This window comes from Lysobacter sp. F6437, from assembly GCF_052547215.1.
In genome coordinates, this window is record NZ_JBQWRB010000002.1 from 41660 (window position 1) to 59916 (window position 18257).

General features: G+C 67.8%; 11 protein-coding genes. 1 reads left to right on the plus strand and 10 read right to left on the minus strand.

Going from position 1 to position 18257, the window contains the following annotated elements:
- Positions 1 to 223: 223 nt before the first annotated feature.
- Together oleD and ACT9F5_RS08720 are read right to left on the minus strand one after the other, a co-directional pair.
- Entirely contained in the window at positions 224 to 1231 is a 1008-nt protein-coding gene (gene oleD, locus ACT9F5_RS08715) for a 2-alkyl-3-oxoalkanoate reductase (protein WP_445119559.1), read from the minus strand.
- A 143-nt stretch (positions 1232 to 1374) separates the two neighbouring features.
- Entirely contained in the window at positions 1375 to 3159 is a 1785-nt protein-coding gene (locus ACT9F5_RS08720) for a fatty acid CoA ligase family protein (RefSeq protein WP_445119560.1), read from the minus strand.
- A gap of 172 nt (positions 3160 to 3331) precedes the next feature.
- On the opposite strand from ACT9F5_RS08720, the gene ACT9F5_RS08725 reads away from it, so the two are divergent.
- A complete protein-coding gene (locus tag ACT9F5_RS08725; protein WP_445119561.1) occupies positions 3332 to 3694 on the plus strand; it encodes a YkgJ family cysteine cluster protein in 363 nt (120 codons plus the stop codon).
- 109 nt (positions 3695 to 3803) lie between these two features.
- On the opposite strand, the gene ACT9F5_RS08730 is transcribed toward ACT9F5_RS08725, so the two are convergent.
- From ACT9F5_RS08730 to tssF, 8 genes are all read right to left on the minus strand, one after another.
- A complete protein-coding gene (locus ACT9F5_RS08730) occupies positions 3804 to 4718 on the minus strand; it encodes an alpha/beta fold hydrolase (protein WP_445119562.1) in 915 nt (304 codons plus the stop codon).
- A gap of 315 nt (positions 4719 to 5033) precedes the next feature.
- Positions 5034 to 6080 carry a DUF6708 domain-containing protein gene (locus ACT9F5_RS08735; RefSeq protein ID WP_445119563.1) on the minus strand — a complete coding sequence of 349 codons (1047 nt, stop codon included), beginning with the start codon at positions 6078 to 6080 and terminating at the stop codon, positions 5034 to 5036.
- 1 nt (position 6081) lies between these two features.
- A complete protein-coding gene (locus ACT9F5_RS08740) occupies positions 6082 to 8763 on the minus strand; it encodes a T6SS effector BTH_I2691 family protein (RefSeq protein ID WP_445119564.1) in 2682 nt (893 codons plus the stop codon).
- Positions 8760 to 9638: a DUF4123 domain-containing protein gene (locus tag ACT9F5_RS08745; RefSeq protein WP_445119565.1), complete on the minus strand. Its 879-nt coding sequence runs from the start codon at positions 9636 to 9638 to the stop codon at positions 8760 to 8762. Before ACT9F5_RS08745 ends, ACT9F5_RS08740 begins: the two co-directional genes overlap by 4 nt.
- A gap of 1 nt (position 9639) precedes the next feature.
- Positions 9640 to 12459 (minus strand): type VI secretion system tip protein TssI/VgrG, encoded by a 2820-nt coding sequence (locus tag ACT9F5_RS08750; protein WP_445119566.1) that lies wholly within the window; start codon positions 12457 to 12459, stop codon positions 9640 to 9642.
- Positions 12460 to 12573: 114 nt separating this feature from the next.
- The gene (tssH, locus tag ACT9F5_RS08755) at positions 12574 to 15327 is read right to left on the minus strand and encodes a type VI secretion system ATPase TssH (RefSeq protein ID WP_445119567.1); all 2754 of its coding nucleotides are present in this window, start codon (positions 15325 to 15327) and stop codon (positions 12574 to 12576) included.
- Between the two features lie 35 nt (positions 15328 to 15362).
- On the minus strand, positions 15363 to 16451 hold the full coding sequence (gene tssG / locus ACT9F5_RS08760; RefSeq protein ID WP_445119568.1) for a type VI secretion system baseplate subunit TssG: 1089 nt from the start codon (positions 16449 to 16451) through the stop codon (positions 15363 to 15365).
- Positions 16415 to 18250 (minus strand): type VI secretion system baseplate subunit TssF, encoded by a 1836-nt coding sequence (tssF, locus tag ACT9F5_RS08765; RefSeq protein WP_445119569.1) that lies wholly within the window; start codon positions 18248 to 18250, stop codon positions 16415 to 16417. The genes tssG and tssF overlap by 37 nt, the downstream gene beginning before the upstream one ends.
- Positions 18251 to 18257 lie beyond the last annotated feature (7 nt).

The following is an 18257-nucleotide window of genomic DNA, read 5'->3' on the forward strand; positions in this document are numbered from 1 at the left end:
TCGGATATCCGGACTACTCGCGAATGCGCTGGCCGCCCGGGAGGCTTTGGCGGCTCCGGGAGGCAGCGTCGCCCAGGCGGGTGTTGCTGCGCAAAGCAAAAGCGTTGCCTGTCGGAGACATGGACAGTCTCTACCGGATTCCCAACGCCCTCCCTGTAGGAGCGACGTAAGTCGCGAACTCGGCTGCACTTCCAGACCCACAACGCCGCACACCCCATCACCACTACGACGAAGCGCCCCCCGCTCCCCAAGCCGCACGCAGCCGCGCCAACCCCTCGTCAAACCCCACCCGCGGCACATAACCAAAATCCCGCCGCGCCGGCCCCATGTCATACCAGTGCGCGGTCGCCAACTGCTCGGCGAGGAAACGCGTCAACGGCGGCTCGCCCTTCAACGGCAGCGTCGACCACAATCCTTCGCAGACCGCTCCGATCGCATAGGCCAGCGGAAACGGCAGGGTCTTGTCCACGGCCGGCGCGCCCGCGGCGGCAAGCAGGCCATTGAGCGTCTCGCGCATCGTCCGCGGTTCGCCGTTGCTGATGAAGTAGGCGCGGCCGGCGCAGGCAGCTCCCGGGGCCAGCGCATCGAACGCATCGAAATGCGCCTGCGCGGCGTTGTCGATGTAGGTGGTGTCGACGAGGTTGTCGCCGTCGCCGACCATCCGCAGCCGAGCGGCGCGGGCACGCTCGACCAGCCGTGGCAGCAACTGGTTGTCGCCGACGCCCCAGATCAGCCGCGGGCGCAGGGCGACGGTGGCGAGGGTGGCGTCGTTGGCGGCGAGCACTTCCTTCTCGGCGATGGTTTTGGTGGTCGCGTACGGTGCCTTGAAGCCTTCGCCGTACGGCACCTCGTCGGCACCGAGGCCTTCGACCGGATGGGTCGCGCGATGGGTGACGCTCGGGGTCGAGGTGTAGACGAGGCGGCCGATGCCTTGCGCGCGGCAGGCGTCGAGCACGTGGCGGGTGCCGAGCACGTTGGCGCGGTGGTAGTCGTCGTACGCGCCCCACGCGCCGGCCTTGGCGGCGTTGTGGAAGATGGCATCGCAACCGGAAGCGGCATGGATGACGGCGTCACGGTCGGCCAAGTCGCCGCGCAGCTGAGTGACGCCGAGTGCGTCGAGTTCGGGGTAGTGGCCGCGGTTGAAGCTGGCCACTTCGTGTCCGCGTTCGCGCAGGCCGCGGCACAGGGCCTGGCCGAGGAAGCCGCCACCGCCGGTTACGAGGATCTTCATGCGGGCATTCTATGTGGGTGGGTTCCTGCCGCCACGTCCTGCCCGATCCGCCTGCCGCGGTTATTGCTGTTGTAGGAGCGGCTTCAGCCGCGATCGGGCAATCGTTCCCCCGCGCCGACTCCGGATCGCGGCTGAAGCCGCTCCTACAGTCCGGAGGAAGTAGGGGGGGACACGATCGCGAGCTGCTTCGCGGCCCACACCGCCAGCTTCTCGCGACCGATCTTGGCGTTGTGTCGGATGTCGACCGGGAAGCACTTGTGCCGCAGGAACCGCGCGATGCCCACGGTGTGCGGACGCTGCCCGCCAATCTCGCGCAGCTCGCGTTCGACCCGTGGCCACTCACGCGCGGCCACGCCCTCGACCAGTTCCACGCACAGCACCGGTACCTGCGCACCACGCTCGCCGACACCGACCAACGCCGTGCGCCGCACCTGCGGATGCACGTTGAACACCGGCTCGACCTGCTCGGTGTACAGCGGACCGGCGGCACTCTCGACCCGGTGCGACTTGCGCCCGCAGAACCACAGCCGACCCTCGCCATCGAAATAGCCGAGGTCGCCCATCCTGTGGACTGTCCGGGTAGCTGCGCTCGCTCCCTCACCCCGACCCTCTCCCGCAGGCTGGAGAGGGAGAACAACCGCTGCGCCCTGCTCTTGCTCCCTCTCCCGCTCGGGGGAGAGGGTTGGGGTGAGGGCAAGCACTTCCTCGATCTTCGCCAATCGCGTCTGCGCATCGCGATTGAAATAGCTGTCGGTCGCGGTCGGCCCGGCGACGGTGATCTCGCCGACCTCGCCATCGGCGACGCACAACGCGTCGTCCCACATGCCGATCGCCGCATCGTCGATACGGATGATCCGCACCACGTTCGGCGCCACCGGGCGGCCGACGCAGGTGCCGGCGCCGCGTTCGGTCGCTTCGCGCGTGGTCTGCAGTTCGCGGCCTTCGATCAGCGCGACCGGCAGGCATTCGGTCGCGCCGTACGGGGTCCAGAATTGCGCGTCGTCCGGCAGCAGCCCGCGCAACGTCGCGACCACCTCGGCCGGCACCGGCGCGCCGGCCGACATCACCCGCTTGATCGTCGGCAACGGCGCACCGAACCGCGCCAGCACCGCCATCAATGCCGGCGAGCCGAACAACTGGTCGACCCCGAACCGCGCGATCGCGTCGTGCAGCTTGCGCGGGTCGGCGTTGGCCGGCCGGGTCGGGTCCATGTCGGGGATCACCGAGGTCACCCCGAGCGCCGGGTCGAACAACGCGAACGGCGGGAAGGTCGGCAGGTTGACTCCCCCCGCCTCGATCCCGAACGCCTCGCCCAGCATCGCCACCTGCGCGACGAAATGACGATGCCGATAGACCACGCCCTTCGGCACCCCGGTCGAGCCGCTGGTGAACAGGATCGCGGCGACGTCGTCGGGCGCGGTCGCGGCCAGTTGCGGGCCCGCGCCTTCGCGATCGCGCTCGACCCGCGCCAGCGTCACCTCGCCCGGCCATGCGTGGCGGCCGGTGGTGACGTGGATCCGCGCCGACCGCGCCCAACCCAGCAGCCGCCGCGCCAGGTGCGCCAGCGGGATGCCGATGAAGGCGTGCGGCTGCGCCTCGTCGAGGCATTGCCGCAGCGCACGGCGGTCGATGCCCGGATCGACCAGCACCGGCACCGCGCCGGCCTTGAACAACGCGAACATCAGCGCGAAGAACTCCGGCGACGGCCGCACCATCACCACCGCGCGGCTGCCGCGGACCACGCCATGCCGCGCCAGACCGGCGGCGATCGCATCGCTGCGGGCGTCGAGCTCAGCGTAGGTGAGGGTCAGGTCGTAGCGCGCCATGCCATTGGCGCCGCGCTTGCCGGGGCAGCGGATCGCGACCCGGTCGGGCTGGTCGGCGGCCAGGCGTGGCAGCGCCGCGGCGATGTTGCAGGGCTCGGTCATGCCGCCCATTGTCGCCGCTGGTTCCGGACCGGGCGAGCACGTCGCCGCGCATCGCATGAATCCCGACCACGCGAGGTCGATACCGGCACTTGCGCGGCCACGAAAAATCCCGAAAATCCCGCGACCGATTGCGGTTGCCCCCCGGCGCCCCGGCCTGCCGAGCGGCGCCCCGATGCCCCACCCCTGCCTGACCTGCGGTGCCTGCTGCGCCTACTTCCGGGTCAGCTTCCACTGGTCCGAAGCCGACCCCGCGGTCGGCGGCACCGTGCCGCCGGAACTGACCGAACCGTTCGGCCCACACCGCGTCGTCATGCGGGGCACCTGGGCCGAGAAGCCGCGCTGCATCGCCCTGGATGCCGAGATCGGCGTGCGCGCCCGCTGCGCGATCCACCCGATCAAGTCCAGCGTCTGCCGCGAGGTCCCCGCCTCATGGGAATTCGGCGAAGCCAGCGAGAAGTGCGACAAGTCGCGCCTCGCCCACGGCCTGCCCATCCTCACACCCGCCGACTGGTTTGGCGACGACATCGCCGCCTGAGCCGTGAATCCAAGCTCCTGTAGGAGCGGCTTCAGCCGCGATCTGGAATCGGCACGGACGACCGACTCTCCGATCGCGGCTGAAGCCGCTCCTACTACAAACCGTCGCACTACCCCACCGGATTCGAATCCAGGAACCCCCGTATCGCCGGCACCAGCACCTCGTGCCTGTCCTCCAGCACGTAATGCCCCGCATCCTCGAACGCCTGCACCTGCGCCCCCGGCAACGCCTCGCTGAAGCCCTTCAAGAAGTGCTTGTCGAACACGAAGTCACGCAACCCCCAGCCAATGAACACCGGCCGGTCGGCATATTCCGGCAGCCGCCGCCCCGCCTCGACCACCAGTGGCCATGCGGCGTCGCCGGCTTCGAGCGGAATGTCCTGCATGAAGCGCAACGTGCTGATCGCGTTGTCCCAGCCCTGGTACGGCGCGATGTAGGCACGCCGCACCGCCGCGGGCAGCGAGCGCTCCGTGCCGAACCACGCCGCGCCACGTGCGAACAGATTGAAACGACGGATCAGCCATCCACCGATCCGCGAGTCCCGCCCCAGCGACAACCGCCACGGCATCGGCTTGGCCTTTGGTAACGGAAACGCCGCGGTATTGAGCACCACCAGTCGCCGCACCCGCGCCATGTGCCGCACCGCCCAGCCGAAGCCGATCATCCCGCCCCAGTCATGCACCGCCAGCGTCACCGGCCCGGCGATGCCGAGGTGGTCCAGCAGCGCCTCGACGTCATCGACGCGCGAGTGCAGCGTGTAGTCGTAGCGCGGCGACGCATCCGGCGAATCGTCCGGCTTGTCCGACAGCCCCATGCCGACGTGGTCGGGCACGATGCAGCGGTAGCGGTCCGACAGCCCCGCCACCAGGTGCCGCCAGTAGAAGCTCCACGACGGATTGCCGTGCAGCATCACGACAACCTCGCCATCGCGCGGGCCTTCGTCGAGGTAGCTCATCGCGATGTCGTGGCGGACGCCGAAGCGGTGGGGGGTAAAGGGGTAGTCGGGGAACTGCGTGGGGGTCATTGGAGAGGCGGCGGCGACTAGAATCGTGCATTGTCGCTCTGCCGCCTGGCCGGTGCACGACGAGGCGTTCCCTATTCCCAGAACTTGACCAGCATGAATCCGATAGCACCTAAGAAGGCAGGCTGCACCGAATAGCCATACTCCCAGTGTCGTGAATGCAAGCATGGAAACACCGGCGGCAAACGTTGAGCCGATGTACAGAGCTCCTACCCAGGCATGCCCTCCCTGAACCTTCTACTGGTCCAGACTCCGGCCGAGGAAACTCAGCGACGGCTCGATCACCAGCCGGTAGCGGGCCAGGCCGCCGTTGCTGCCTCAGTCGCCCATGGTCAGGAACATCGCGACGATCACACCGACGAATGTGCCAACGCCCAGGAGGGTGCAGATCATGGGGTACCACAGCTCCCACCAGCCCAGCGGGCCGTTGTCGCGCCAGATCAGCTGATAGGGGTCGTCCGGGTCGATGACGTTGGCGGCCTCAATGTCCGCCGGCCACTGCGGCTGCTTGCTGGTCGCCATCGCAAACATGCGGCCGACGGCGGTCAAGCCGAAGGGGACACAGAACAACAACTGCATCCAAGGCCAATGCCCCATAAATGCGAAGGCCCGCGCGATGCTCCAGCGCCAGCCTTCCTTGCGCCCGTCCAGCGGCATCAACATGCCATCTTCTAGATGCTTGTAGGTGCGCTCGTCGCCATCCGGCGCTTCCATGTACGGCTGCAAGAAGGCCCAGAACTTGTCCATTGACTCTGCCTTGCCGGGAAAGGTGTAGCCGAGGGAGAACGACTCGCGCACGGTCTTGCCGTCGGCGTCGAGCACGTGCGCACGCAGGTCGTAGGTGGTGCCGGTAAGCGGCGCCCGCGCCGTGCCGAGGGTGATGAACAAATCGTCCCAAGGCACGGTCAGCACGGTGCCATCCTGCCGGAACACATGCACCTGCCGGCTCTTGCGGTTCAGACGCATGGGGTAGTGCGTCCAGCGGCCGCATTCAGTGCGAATCAGCCACCAGCCCCCCCAAACCATGCCGAGTGTGATGGGAAGAAACACGATAGGCATGACCCAGAACATCCATTGTTCATCGGGTTCTGCTGGAGCATAGAAAAACGCCCACACGACAACGCATGAGATCGCCGTACTCAGTGCCGCGATACACGCCCCCAACCACGCATTGAACCCTTTGATCGGGTACCAACGATCCACCAACTCGATGTAACTGCTGTTGAGGCTGATAACCGAGAGAAAGTCCATCGGCGGCGCATTGCTCGTCGCCTTCTGTCGGTAGCGATGCGCACGCTCTTCATCGGTCAGCGGCCGGTCGACCGGATAGCGGATGTTGCGATAGTCCAGTCCTGCGTAGTCCATGTCAGCCTGCCAGCGCAATCTTAAGTTCGTTCATTTCCAACGCGGGACTCCGATAACGGTCGACTTCCTCGAACTCGCCGAAATAACAGCGTTCCAACCAATCCTGCACCTTGTTGTCCTTGAATACTTCGATCAGGACGGCGATCACTACAACCAGAACGACCAATACAATGCCGACGCCGGTAGCGGCAGCACCGAATAGCAATGGCCCCAGTGTCGAAAACGCGAGCATCGCGCCTACGCCCGCGACTGCACTCCCGATGTACAGCCACCCCACCGCATTCCCCTCTTGAATCTCCTGCCATCCACGGATGCCATCCCACACCGCCATAACCACGCCCGCGCCGATGCCTAGGGCTTTTCCGCCAACGCGCAGCGCCAAACCAACATACCGTTCCAACCTCACTGCCAATCGGCTCCCTACCGCTGCCGCACTCTCCGACCACTTGCCGGTGGTCTCAGCCAAAGTGCCGGCCAAGGCGGCGATGCTGGTGCGGTAGCGCCAGGTGTTCTCGTTGGCTTCGTGCGCCATGCTCTTGTCCATGTCTTCGGCCAGCTTGCCCAATGCCACTGCCTGCAGGATGCCGGTTACCACGCCCAAGCCGGCCGCACCGGGCAGCAGCTTGTTCCAGCGCAACCTGGTCAGGCGGGTGCGGTCGGCCTCGGTCAGGATCGCATGCTCGGCGAAGCGCCGTCCGGTGGGCGTGCCCTCGGCATCGACGCCGGGGAAGTCGCTGATTACTCGCGGGTCGGTCATGAGCAGGTAGCGGAAGCGGCCGGTGCCCGCGACCGGAGTGCCGTAGATCCTGGCTTTGCGCAGCTGGATCTCGATGGCGCGGTTGAGGTCGTGCAGATCACCCACTTTCGGGTTGACGGCCATCATCCGCCCGGTTAGTTCGGCGATGGCATCGGCCTTGCTCATGGTGACGTCCACCATCACCACCGGCGCCTTGGCAATGACGCCCAACGCCACAAGCCCGGGGCCGACCATGCCGTCGACGGCCTTGCCGGCCAAGTCCGCGATCGGGCCGCCCAGGGCTGCGCTCAGGCGCACCACCGCGTTCTTGCCACCGTCGGCCAGCGCCTCCAGCGGTTCTTCGTAGCCCTTGATCAGGCCGTCCCAGGGCAAACCCTTCAGTGAATCGGGCTGCAGCCCGCCTTGCGCCACCGCATTCAGTTGTTCAATCATCGCCTTCTGGTTATAGGCCAGCGCCCGCAGCACCAGGTTGTCGCGCTGGATGTCGGTGGCCTGCAACCATTGTCGGTACTGGTCGGCGCAGGGGTTGTACTGCTGGGTGTCTTGGATACACAGCAGCAAGGTGTCGACAAAGCCCTGACCCGAATGCGAGTCGTCCGGGTCGTGGTTGCAGTCGAACTGCTCGAACAGCCCGGTGCCGGCGACCCATGCCACGTGGGCGCGCACCAGCGGCGCGACGACAGCTCGGTCGAACGCGCGCAGCCGGGCGTGCCATTGCTGCTCCCATGCGCTGCGGCGGCCCTCGTCGTACTGATCGGCGTAGTCCTTCCAGGCGCTGTTGCGTGCGGTCAGCAATAGTTCGGCGCTCGGATTGCGCATGTCTTCGTACAGTGCGTCGCGTCGCTCCCCGATCTCCGGCATCAACAGTTCCGCCAGGGCTTGACCGCCCCGTGCGCCGGTGGCGCCCATGCCACCGTAACCGCCGTACCGGATCCGCTGCGCGGCACGTTCGGTGCGGTAGATCTGCCGGTTCTCGGCATCGTCCTTGATCGCGGTGCGGAGACTTTCGATGGCGCTCGAAACCGCCAGCGGGCGGGCCACATCCGCCTCGGAAATGAAGTTCTCCAGGCGCGCGGCGGGCAATCGCGCCAGCTCCATGGTGATGCCGGCCGGGTCATTGAGCGCCACCATCGCGGGAACGAAATCGCCGGCGGCAGTCGTGGCGGCTTCCACGACGCTGTCGGTCTTGGCGTGCTCGTTGTAATAGTCATGCAGGGAGAAATCCATCGCCCGGTAGCGACGGGCGACGACGGTTATCGTCGCCAGACGGATCACGCCGTCGCCAGGGTTGTCGTCGTGCACCGCATCGGCCGGAGGCGGTGGCTGCTCCGCCGCCGGCAGCGCAAACTCGCAGACCTGCTCGCCAATCTTGTCCAGCCGCTGCATGTGCGGCTGGGTGGCCGGCGCGGCCTTGGCCTGAGCCCACTTACCAACGTCGATGCGCTGCATGTGACGATCACGGTAGGCTTGCTGGCGGTGCTTTTCGAGCACAGCAGCCGTCCAAGCGGTGTCGGAAAATCCCAGCCACACCGGGCCGGCGTCGGCAGCGTCGGGAATCATGACGCAGCGGCCGGCCGCAGAGTTCTGCATGCGCTCGCAAGGCTGCGCTTCGCCGGTGTCCGGCGGAGTCTTGCTGTGGATGTCGAACTCGGTCAGGTAGGCGTCGTCATTGACGACATAAGCCTTCCATTCGCCGCGAACCTGGTTAAAAACGTACAGGTAACCTGGGCGCAGCAAGCGCAGGGTGTATTGGGCTGAGTCCGACGGCAGGACGATGTCTTCGACACCATCACCGAACGGAGCCTGCAATTCGGGCGCTCGGTCTTTGACCTTGCTGTCGCAGCGGGCAACAGCGTAGCGCAGCGGCAGGATTGGCAGGCCGCGCTGATCACAGATGGAACAGGTCTTGGAGGGGTCGCAGCTCATGTGAGGCTTCCTTGCGTAACGGTGCGCGTGCGGGCAGGTCGATGATCGAGGACGGCCGTGTCATCGAGAGCGGTCAAATCAAGGTCGGCGCAGGCACCGACATAGGTGCTGGTGCGCGCGCGGGCACGGGCCACGCGCTTTCCGATCTCGGGATGGGCGTGGGCGTAAGGACTGCGCATTCCCTGTTCGGCGAACAGCCGGGCGTCGGCTTCGTCGATAAATTCGTGAACGTCGTAGGCGTGCTGCAGGTAGCCATCGATACGCCGGCACGCTTCGTCATCAACGACGAGGTGATGGGCGTTGCGCTGTAGTTGGGCGAGCGTGCGGTTGAGCACGCCGATTCGGCCGATCACCGCCCATTGCTCGGCGCTCAGTTGCAAGCGGGCGATGATGTCGACGCCGCTGGGCACCCGATGGGTATGCCATTCCAAGCTGATATCGCGCCAGGTCCAGGCGGTGACCGGACCGCCCAGCCGGCGCAACTGCGCGTCGGTCAGCAGCCAGCAAAAATGGCGGAACACACGCGGGTCGTGCCAGCGCAGCACGATTTTGGCGCCGTCGGGCGCGGTGTGCAGCAGTTTCCCGGTCAGATGCGCGGCGACGCGCTCCGCAGACGCATCGGTCTGCAGCAGCAGCGAAAAGAACGGAGCGTCGTGATGCCGATCCCAGGCATCGGCCCGGATCAGCAAGGCAATGCGCTGCGGCTCGTCCAGCTGCGCCAAGTCGAGCAGCAGCGGCATAGCCGCCGCCTTGGCCGACAGCGCAGGCGGGATCAACGCGGTGATCGGCAGATCGGCCCATTCGGAGCGACCCACCTGCAGCGGATTGAGGATGGCGAAGGCGTGCGCGGCCAGTTGTCGGTGGTCGATGCCCACGTCAGCCATCCACGGGCACTGGACCATCGCCGCCGATGTCGGCCGACTGCATCTTGAAGTCGCACAGCGTCAGCTTGCCCTTGGCCAACGACGGCGCCTCCAGCGTGGCACTCTGCGCGGAGGTCCACTCCTTCTTGGCGGCCTTGAACTCGATGGTGCCGGGGGCGCCCAGTTCGATGTTGTCGCCTTCCAGCTTGAGGTAGGCGCCGGCCGCGGTCGCGAGCAGGTGCTTGTTGGGCGCGGCGAGCTGCACGTCGGCGGTGGTGCTGGCGATCGTGACGCTCACTTGCGCGGCGACTTCCGCAGTGGCGCTCGCGGCTCTGGCGCTGACCGCGCCTTGCGCGGCGTGCAGGGCGATGCCGGTCTCGGTGTTGGGTTTGCCGGCAGGCGGCTCGCTGCCGTGGGCGTACATGGCGATGCCCTTCTCCGCGGCGATGACAGTTTCGCCCTGGCTCAGCCACTGCAGGTCGGCGCCTGCGTCCAGGGTAATCGTGGTGCCGGAGACCCAGACCTGGTCGGCCGGGGTCACGCTGGCGATGCCATCTGGGCTGCTGGCGACCAGCGCGGGCGCGCTCCAGCCGGGGGCATCGCCGGTGCCGCCGCCGACGCCTTGCCCGGCCTGGCCGCCGCTGGCGGTGGCCGCCAAGGCCTCGCCGAGGGTCTTGCGGCCGTCGTCGGCCGGCAACGGGGCGGCCTCATCGGGCAGGTCGGCGCCCTGGGCCTTGGCGACCTCGGCCAGGCTGGCGAGCAGTTGCCGCCCGCTGTCGAGTTGGGCGCGGGCGCCGTCGGCGTCGAGTTGGGCGCGGCCGCGCTCGGTACTCAGCAGCAAGCCGCTGCCGCCACGCACGGCGCCGCTGGCGGCGGTCGACAGTTCGACGCCGAAGCCGCGCTCGCCGTCGCGGACGTTGTCCTTGCCGCCCTTGAGATGGCCGAGGGACAACGTGGTCGCGTGCTGGGTGGTGCTGGCCTGCGCGCGGCCTTGCCCCGGGGTGTCGTCCAGCCGCAGCTGCTGGTAGCCGCCGTTGCCGCTCTGGCTGGCCGACAGCGCCTGCGACTTGAACCCGGTGAACACCGCGTTGTGAGCGTTGCCGTCGAACCATGCCGGGGCGTTGCCGGTGGCGTTCGCCGCGCCACCGCTGGCCTGGTTGTGCGGGGCATCCATCTGGCCACGGCCGTTGTAGACGCTGCCGACCACGACCGGGCGATCGATGTCGCCTTCCAGGAAGGCCACCACGACCTCCTGGCCACGACGCGGCAGCAACACGCTGCCCCAGTTGTCGCCGGCCCACGGGGCGGCCACGCGCACCCAGGTCCAGGCCGTATCGGTGCCCGGGGCGTTGTCGCCGCCGGCCGGGTGCGGCTGGCGATGGCTGGCGTTGGCGCCACGCTGCCACGGGAACTGCACCTTGATGCGATGGTCGCGATCGGTCTGCAGCGGCGCGCCGTCGGTGACCACGATGGCGGTCTGGGTGCCGCTCACGCTGGGCTTGGGATGCAGGCGCAGGCCGTGGCCGTCGGTGGTCTGGGCGCGGTAGGGGACGGCGGCCGGCAACGCGGCGAAGGTGTTTTGGTAGAAGTCGGCCGATGGTGGGTCCGCCTGCTTAGCCGCGCTGCCGTTGGCAGCGTGCAGCGAAGCCGGCAACGCGGCAGTCGACAGGTCGGCGAGACCGAGTTGCTGTTCGACCTGCGCGAGGATCTCGGCGCCGAGGTTGTTGCGGGCGCGGTGGTGCAGGCGCAGGCAGTGGAAGCGGTTGGTCGATTCGCCTTCGGCATCGACGCCATAGGCCGGATGCTGGCTCAGGGCGAAGCGGCCGCCGGGCTGCAGTTGCCGCCAGGTACCGGCACCGTCGACGGTGTCGCGGGTAACCTGCAACGCTTCCAGTTGTTGGCGGGCGAAACGCTCGCCGGTCACGCGGCCGGGCCAGGCGTACAAGCCGGCGGTGTCGATGTCCGCTGCGATCACTGCACCGGGAACGTCGGCATCGGCCTCGGTCGCGCGGGTGTCGAGGCGACGGTAATCCCAACTGGCGCGCTGCAGGCGGCCGGTCTGCCAGCGCCGGGTCGCGGCGAACTGCTGGATGCTGTCATCGCGCTCGGTGGCGTCGCTGCGGTGATAACGCACGGTGCCGAGATCGGCGAAGGCATCGTTGTGGTCGGCGATCACCATCGTGTGCGCGCCGAGGCTGTCACCGTCGGCGTTGCCTTCGTGCTCGAACCAGTAGAACAGGCCCTCGTCGGCCAGCAGCCGCTCGACGAACGCGAGGTCGGACTCCTCGTACTGGGTGGTCAGGCTGCGCTTGCGGTAGACGGCCGGGTCGGCCAGGTCCCAGCGCCAGGCCGGGGCGAGTTTGCCCTGGCCGCTGCCATTACCGGGCACGTAGTCGGCGAAGAGGTCTTCGAGGATCTCGACCACGCTCATGTCCTGGAACACGTAGCTGTCGACGCGGTCGCGCAGCAGCGCCAGCCACGGCTCGACGACCAAGCGGTAACGCGCCAGCCCGCCGTTGCTGCCGAGCCGCTCGAACGCGGTGACGTGGCCGTGCAGCGCGCGCGGCGCACCGATGCTGTCCGCGGTCTGCAACTCCAGCCGCACCGGCTGGCCGAGCAGCGCGGCGAGGTCGAGGTGGGCGTCGACCGACAGCGCGGTCAGCTGCAGCCGGAAACCGGCGATGGCATCGACCGACGGCGCCAGCGCCTCGACGCCGTCGAGATTCTCGGCCACCAGCACGTCGGGGCCGAGCGGGGTATGCAGGTGCAGCAGGCGGTCGAACTGCTTCGGACCGCCGGCCAATGTACTCAGAACCGTGGCGAGGACATCCATGGCATTCGCCTCCTTGCGATATCGCGGGGCCGCCGCGTGGGCGGCCCACACGTCCATGTGGGTGGATCATTCGTCGTGCAGATGATACCCGCGACCGGACCCTGAAAGGGCCGGTCAGCTGACCTTGTACTTGAAATCGCCCTTCTTGCCGGCGCTGACCTTGAGCTTCTCGATCCGATCGCCCTCGGCCATCTTCGCCAGCACCGATTCGGCGATCTCCGGCAGCAGGGTGCCATTGAGGATGTGGTCGACGTTGCGCGCGCCCGAGTCGACCTCGGTGCAGCGCGCGAGCACCGCTTCGACCAGGCTCGGATCCCATTCGAACGCGGCCTTGTGGTTGGCCTCGACCCGGTCGCGGATGCGGCCGAGCTTGAGGGTGATGATCATCGCCAGCACGTCGTCGTTGATCGGGTAGTACGGCACCACCTTCATGCGGCCGAGGAAGGCCGGCTTGAAGGTCTTCATCAGCACCGGGCGCAGCGCGTCTCCCAATGCATCGGCAGCGGGGATCTCCTCGGCCGGCTTGTTGAGGCAGGCCTGCATGATCTGCGACGAGCCGACGTTGCTGGTGAGGATGATCAGGGTGTTGCGGAAGTCGATCTCGCGGCCTTCTGCGTCGTCCATCTGGCCTTTGTCGAACACCTGGAAGAACATCTCCAGCACGTCCGGGTGGGCCTTCTCGACCTCGTCCAGCAGCACCACGCTGTACGGGTTGCGGCGCACCGCTTCGGTCAGCACGCCGCCTTCGCCGTAGCCGACGTAGCCCGGCGGGCTGCCCTTGAGGCCGGACACGCTGTGCGCCTCCTGGTACTCGCTCATGTTGATGGTGATGAGCTTGCGCTCGCCGCCGTAGAGGATGTCGGCCAGTGCCAGCGCGGTCTCGGTCTTGCCGACGCCGGAGGGGCCGACGAACATGAAGACGCCACGCGGCTTGTTCGGGTCTTCCAGCTTGGCCGACGCGGTGCGCACGCGCTGGGCGATCGCATCGAGTGCGTGGTCCTGGCCGATCACCCGCTCGGCCAGCAGCGGCGCGAGGTTGCGCACGGTGCGGATCTCGTCCTTGACCATGCGGCCCAGCGGCACGCCGGTCCAGGCGCTGACGATCTCGGCGACGACGCCGCCGTCGACCTGCAGCGGGACCATCGGGGTTTCACCCTGCAGCGCGCGCAGCTCGGCCAGCAGCAGGTCGAGTTCGGCGAGTTTGGGGCTGAGGGTCTTGGCGGCCTTCCTGCCGGCCCGGGACTTGACGGTCTTGGGTTTGGTGGCGACGGCGGTGTCGCCGTCATCGGCTTCGGGCGTGGTCTCTCCCGCTTCCGAAGTGTTGGCCGCATCTGTCTCCAGATCGGCGCGCAGGGCCTGGATCTTCTGAGCGATCGCGGTTTCGGTCTTGAGGCGCTTCTCGTTGTCGGTCAGTACCTGGCGCGCTTGCAACTGCTGCGCGAGCAGTTCGGCCAGGCGCTCGTCGTGGTCGTGGCCACCGGTGGCTTCGCGCCTGAGCGCGGCGAGCTCGGCGCCGAGCCGGTCCAGGTGCTTGCGGGTGTCCTCGATGATCGCCGGGGTCGCGCTCTGCCCAAGCGCCACCTTGGCGCAGGCGGTGTCGAGCACGCTGACCGCCTTGTCGGGCAGCTGCCGGCCACTGATATAGCGATGCGACAGCCGTACCGCCTCGGTGATCGCCTCGTCCATCACGCGGATGCAGAAGTGCTTCTCCATCAGCGGCACCATGCCGCGCAGCATCGCCGCGCACAGGGTCTCGGTCGGCTCCTCGACCTTGACCACCTGGAAGCGCCGGGCCAGTGCGGCGTCCTTCTCGAAGTACTTCTTGTACTCGGCCCAGGTGGTGGCGGCGATCGTGCGCAGCTCGCCGCGCGCCAGCGCCGGCTTGAGCAGGTTGGCGGCATCGCTCTGGCCGGCCTGGCCGCCGGCGCCGATCATGGTGTGCGCCTCGTCGATGAACAGCACGATCGGGTGCGGGCTCTTCTTGACCTCGTCGATCACGTTCTTGAGGCGGTTCTCGAACTCGCCCTTGACGCTGGCCCCGGCCTGCAGCAGGCCCATGTCGAGGGTGTGCAACTCGACCGCGCGCAACACCTCGGGCACGTCGCCGGCGGAGATGCGCAGGGCAAGACCCTCGACCACCGCGGTCTTGCCGACGCCGGCCTCGCCGGTGAGGATCGGATTGTTCTGGCGGCGGCGCAGCAGGATGTCGACGATCTGCCGCACTTCCGGGTCGCGGCCGACCACCGGGTCGAGGTGGCCGTCGCGGGCGCGCCCGGTCAGGTTGGTGGTGTACTGGTCGAGCGCCGGGGTTTTCGACAGGCCCGGCTCGGCGGCGGGCGCGGCGTCCTCGCCATCGACGGCGATATCCGCGTCGGCGAAGCGCACATCGCCGGCTTCGCTGGAGCCTTCGGTCAGCTTGGCGAAGTTGTGCTTGAGCTCGTCGCGCTTGATCTTCACGAACTGCGCCGAGCCGCGGTACGCCAGCTGCGCCAGCCCCGGCTCGGTCAGCAGCGCCAGCAGCAGGTGGCCGCTACGGATGCGGGTGGTCTGCGCGTCCAACGAGGCCAGCAGCCAGGCGTGTTCGAACAACGTCGGCAGGTGCGTCGAGAACACCGGGGTGCGGGTGTTGCCGGCCTTGAAGCGGCCGATTTCGGTTTCCAGCTCCTTGCGCAGGCTGTCGAGGCCGATGCCACTGCGCTGGGCGATCAACGCCACATCGCCGCGCGGGTTCTCCAGCAGCGCCAGGAACAGATGCTCCAGGTCGACCTCGTAATTGCCGCGCGCCAGGCACAGGTTGGCGGCGCGCTCGGCGGCCTGGCGGCAGGGGTCGTTGAGTTTTCCGATCAGGGTCTTGAGGTTGATGCTCATGCGGTGCGTTCCATGCGTTGGATCTGAAAGGGGGGTTATTGCAGGGCGTGGATGCCGTAGCGGGTGTCAGAGCGGGGCTGCGTCGGCGGCCTCGAACAGACAAAGCTGTCGAAGCCGAGCCGCGCGCCGGCGCCCTTGCTGAAACCGACGCTGCGTACATGCTCGGGCTTCAGGCTCAGGCAGACCTCGTATTCCAGGCACGAGCCGGTCAGCAGGGTCAGCCACTTCGCCAGGCCCTTGGCGGCACGGCCGCCGGGCAGGAAGTCGTCGAACTGTTCGCGCTCCAGTGGGCCGACCCACAGGCGCATGCGCAGGTCGCGCTGCCAGACGCGGTCACCCGCCAGCGCGGTACTGCCCAGCGCGGCGTTGCCCATGCCCAGGCGGGTGCGCTGGCCGTCGGGTACGTCGTACCAGGCACCGACGAACTGCTCGACCCGCAGCGGCACCGCGAAATAGTCCGACAGGATCTGCTGCAGCATCCGTGCCGACACCGGGTGCTGGCGGATCGCGCCGGCGTAATGCGCCACCGCCTGGTCGAACACGTCGCCGTCGCCGTCGTGCATGCGCCCGCGCAGGCTCTTCATGCCGAGCCCGGACAGCGACAGCACCAGCGGCATGAAGCGCTCGTTGCTGTCGAGCTCGTACTGCAGGGCGAGGCGGTGCTTCTTCCACGCGGCGTAATGCAACGCCACCGCACGGTTGGCAAAGATGTCGAGGAAGGCGCGCGCGGTGCGGTCGCGCTGGTAGAGCTCGCGACTGGCAAGGGTTTCGGTGTAGTGCAGCGGCAGTACGCCGTGGCTGCCGAGCAGGCCCATGAAGGCCGGCGTCAGCCGCACCTCGCCGAGATCCTCCATCGTCACCGCATGCTCAACCGCGCTGTCGCGATCGAGCGCGGTGCCGTCGCTGGAAATCGCCTGCGCCGATTCGATCTCGCTGGCCGGGAAGCCCAGCGACATCGAGTTGCCGAAGCGCAGCCGCTGCGGGACCACGTCGGCCGGTTTGACGCCTTGCCGCACGAACAGCCGCTCGAGGATCCGCAACGCCTGGAAGAACTCGAAGCGATGCGGCTTGGCGAGCAGTTGCTGCGCTACACCAGGATCGATTCGCCGCTGCGCGGTTCGCATCGGATCAGTTCCTCGCCGTGCTCGGACGACAGCAGGGTCAGTTGGGTGAAGCTGTTGGCGTGCACGTACAGGCCGAAGAAGTGGTCCAGCACGCGCGCGAACGCGGCGATGCCGTGGCCGACGAACGCGGCCTCGTCGACGGTCAGGCGGATCTCGATGCCACGCACCACGCTAGCGAAATGCCTGCCCGGCAACCAGGCGCTCGTCGGGCGGTGTTCGAGCGCGACGATGCCCTCGATCTGCCGGCCGGACACCGACGAACGCGCGATGTCGTACAGCCGCAACATCTCCTTCAGCGCCGGCAGGCCGCTCTGGGTCAGCGACAGGTGGTTCAGCGCGAGGTGCGAGATCAGCCGCCACTGCGCGCCGCGGCCGCGCTCGAAACGCAGCGGCTTGCTCGGCTTGCGCAGCATCGCGATCGAGCGCACGACGCCGCCGCCTTCCATGGTCAGGTCGCCGCCCTGCACGCCGTAGGCGAGGTGGCTGGGCAGGTCGCGGTTGCTGCAGGTCAGCTCCAGGCTGACCACGTCGGTCTGCGGTTGCACCGGGTTGAAGTCGAGGTCGACGAACGACAGCTCGGTCTCGTATCCCGGGCTGCTACGGGCGACCCGCTCGTCGCGGTGGGCCAGCCAGTAGTGACCGGTGGCATCGGGGGTCTCGCCGTGGTGCAGCGAATAGAACGGGCGGAACTCGGTGATCTTCTCGCCCTGGGGGGTTTGCCGCACGCGCTTGACCGAGTCGATCGAGACCACTTCGTAGGCGAACGCCCGACGCGCGTCGGCGACCACCGGGTAGCTGGTGCTGCGGTGGCTGACCCGGATCGGTTCGCCGTGCTGGGCAAACAGGTTGACCACCGGGGTGCAGCCGAGCTGGATGTTGTCGCGACCGAGCGCCTCCAGGGTGCGCGCGGTCGGGTGGTCGGCCGGTTGCGCGTGCAGCACCAGGTGCACGGTGAAGCTGGCACCGGCGTGGCCGCGCAAGGCCTTGAGGTCGAGGTCGAAGAAGCCGAACTTCTCCGGGAATGCGAACAGCTCGGTCAGCAACCGGTAGGCCGGGTGTGAACGCTCGGGGAAGTCGATCAGCGCCTCGTCGTCGGCGAACCCGACTTGCTGCAGCGGCGACTTGTCCAGCGCGATCCAGCGCCCGCTGCCGGCCGGCTCCAGGTAGGCGGCGCGCACCCCAAAGCCGAGGGTGTCGCGCAACGCCGCGCAGAACGACGGTTCGCCGTCGGTGAACAGGCGCAACCGGTCGAGGCCGAGCGCGGCGAGGTTTTGCTGCTCGCCGATCAGCTCGAACGACAACGAGACCTGGCCGCCGCTGCCGGACGGCAGGCTGGTGGCCAGCGGCGCTTCGGCGATGGACCGATAGCGCGCCTCGCGCACCTTGATCGGCGCCAAAGTGACATCGAACGCACTGCGGAAGCGGCAGCTGACGCCACGTACGCTGCGTGAATGCAGCAGGGTGTCGCGGGCGATGGTCACCGGCGCGCTGAGCTGGGCCAGCGCCGGGCCCATGTCGAAGCGGGCGATCGAGCACGACGGGAACGGCCGCAGGTAATGCGGGTACATCACCTCCAGCAGCGCTTCGGTGAACTCCGGGTAGTCGTCCTCGATCTTCTTGTTGGTGCGCGCGCTGAGCAGCGCGAACGATTCGATCAGCCGTTCGACGTGCGGGTCCTGGCTGCCGTCGGCCGACAGCAGCAGGCGGCCGGCGATCTTCGGGTAGCGCTCGCCGAACTCCTTGCCGTAGCGACGCAGGAACGCCAGTTCGCGCTCGTAATATGGCAGCAGGTCCTCCATCTCAGGC

Bases quoted from the DNA above. Each gene is read 5' to 3' on its own strand.
- oleD (WP_445119559.1), bottom strand. From the start codon at position 1,231: ATGAAGATCCTCGTAACCGGCGGTGGCGGCTTCCTCGGCCAGGCCCTG.
- ACT9F5_RS08730 (WP_445119562.1), bottom strand. From the start codon at position 4,718: ATGACCCCCACGCAGTTCCCCGACTACCCCTTTACCCCCCACCGCTTC.
- tssG (WP_445119568.1), bottom strand. From the start codon at position 16,451: ATGCGAACCGCGCAGCGGCGAATCGATCCTGGTGTAGCGCAGCAACTG.
- ACT9F5_RS08735 (WP_445119563.1), bottom strand. From the start codon at position 6,080: ATGGACTACGCAGGACTGGACTATCGCAACATCCGCTATCCGGTCGAC.
- tssH (WP_445119567.1), bottom strand. From the start codon at position 15,327: ATGAGCATCAACCTCAAGACCCTGATCGGAAAACTCAACGACCCCTGC.
- tssF (WP_445119569.1), bottom strand. From the start codon at position 18,250: ATGGAGGACCTGCTGCCATATTACGAGCGCGAACTGGCGTTCCTGCGT.
- ACT9F5_RS08720 (WP_445119560.1), bottom strand. From the start codon at position 3,159: ATGACCGAGCCCTGCAACATCGCCGCGGCGCTGCCACGCCTGGCCGCC.
- ACT9F5_RS08750 (WP_445119566.1), bottom strand. From the start codon at position 12,459: ATGGATGTCCTCGCCACGGTTCTGAGTACATTGGCCGGCGGTCCGAAG.
- ACT9F5_RS08725 (WP_445119561.1), top strand. From the start codon at position 3,332: ATGCCCCACCCCTGCCTGACCTGCGGTGCCTGCTGCGCCTACTTCCGG.
- ACT9F5_RS08740 (WP_445119564.1), bottom strand. From the start codon at position 8,763: ATGAGCTGCGACCCCTCCAAGACCTGTTCCATCTGTGATCAGCGCGGC.